The organism is Bradyrhizobium sp. 23 (assembly GCF_023073295.1).
GTDB classification, from domain to species: domain Bacteria; phylum Pseudomonadota; class Alphaproteobacteria; order Rhizobiales; family Xanthobacteraceae; genus Bradyrhizobium; species Bradyrhizobium canariense_D.
The window spans coordinates 210,990-212,564 of sequence record NZ_JADPJF010000124.1; the positions used below are offsets into that span (position 1 = coordinate 210,990).

Below are 1,575 nucleotides of genomic sequence, written 5' to 3' on the forward strand. Positions count from 1 at the left end.
ACCTGTGGACTCGTAATGCGCCTTCGCATTGTCGAGGTTGTTCCACTGGTCGGCGAACAGCACGCCGTTCGGCTCCGTCTTGCGCAGCTCGTCGGCAAGACGGCGGCCGACATGCTGGTAATTGTTCGGATTGGAATAGGGCAGGGCCGGCGATTCCAGCAGCTCGGCGCCGCACAGCTTCAGAAAATCCTTCTTCTCCTGGCTCTGCGTCTCCGGGATCACGATCAGCGTGCGGTAGCCGCGGGCGCTGGCCACGACCGCAAGACCGATGCCGGTATTGCCGGCGGTCGATTCCACGACGAGACCGCCGGGCTTGAGCTCGCCGCGCTTCTCGGCCTCGAGGATCATCCATTTGCCGGCGCGATCCTTCACCGACTGGCCGGGATTCATGAATTCGGCCTTGCCCAGGATGGTGCAGCCGGTCAGTTCGGAAGCGCGCTTGAGCTTGATCAGCGGGGTGTTGCCGATGGCTTCGACAACGTCGTTTTTGATAATCATGTCAGGGGAAATCACTGGCAAGGGGTTGATTAGGCTGGCCAGAACCTAGTGCTTGAAATGCCAAAGGGGAAGGCTTTTGCGCTGCGGCGAAACCCGCGAAAATCCCCGTAAGCAGTGAAAATTTGGAAGGAGAGATCGCCGCTGCTGCTGCTGTGCTACGCCGCGGGATATCGGTAGGAGGATGTGGCCGGCTTCTGCCAAAACATGGAAGATAAGGGTCGTCGCGAGCGCACCCTCCATTGGATGTCAGCCGTCGCCGTCGAAGAGTGCGGATAGTACGCGGGAGGCGGTCAAGATATCGGCACGACGAACGCTTATTCGTTTTCCGTTAATGGACAACCTCGCGAAAGTGGCCAGGCCCGGTTTCGCGGCCGGACTGAAGCCGCATCGCGAGCGGTGCAGGCGGATTGGAGGGGGTTGGCGTCGGTGTGGCGGCAGTATCACATGAAATCTTGGTAAGCTCGAACGCACTCAGGAACGACCCTGAAATTCAAGAAACACCTGCAGGACAGCACCCTTTTGTATTTTCTCAGCTCTAAGATCGTCGCGCTTTGGGGGGCACCTCGCAACTGCGGGACTGTCCCGCGGTTCCGCGTCCGGCTAGTATGAGGCGCACAATTTCGCTGAAAGCATCACTTGTGAACGAGTTGTCCAAAGCCCCCCGACGACCGCGCTGCGAATCGGCTAATCCGGCCGCGCGGCGGCGGTTCGATCTGCCCGGCGGGGGGTGGATGTGACACAACGTGTTCCGGCGATCGCCGTGCGGCGGTCACCAGGCGCGACGTCCCGGACGCGACGTGCGGCGCGCTGGCTTGCGGTCGCTTGCCTCGCCGCCGGTTCGGGCGCCTGCGTGCTGACGCAGGATCTTCCTGATCCCGCGCTCGACGTTCCCACGCAATACAAATATGCCGGGAAGGCCGATGCGCCGCCGTCGCTGGATTGGTGGCGCAGCTTCCGCTCCGCGGAGCTGACACAGCTGATGGAAGAGGCGCACACCGTCAACCTCGACATCGCCGCCGCCGTTTCGCGCATCGTCGAGGCCGACGCTCAGGCGCGGCAGGCGGGTGCGGCGCTGCT

At 62.3% G+C, this 1,575-nt stretch carries 1 protein-coding gene and 1 pseudogene; one reads left to right on the plus strand and one right to left on the minus strand.

The window, feature by feature from the left end; genetic code table 11:
* Positions 1–498, minus strand: a 498-nt coding sequence (locus tag IVB32_RS30250) for a pyridoxal-phosphate dependent enzyme (protein ID WP_247412286.1), incomplete at its 3' end; no start/stop codon positions are given.
* Positions 499–1,225: 727 nt separating this feature from the next.
* On the opposite strand from IVB32_RS30250, the pseudogene IVB32_RS30255 reads away from it, so the two are divergent.
* A pseudogene (locus IVB32_RS30255) lies at positions 1,226–1,575 on the plus strand (RND transporter); the annotation flags it as partial.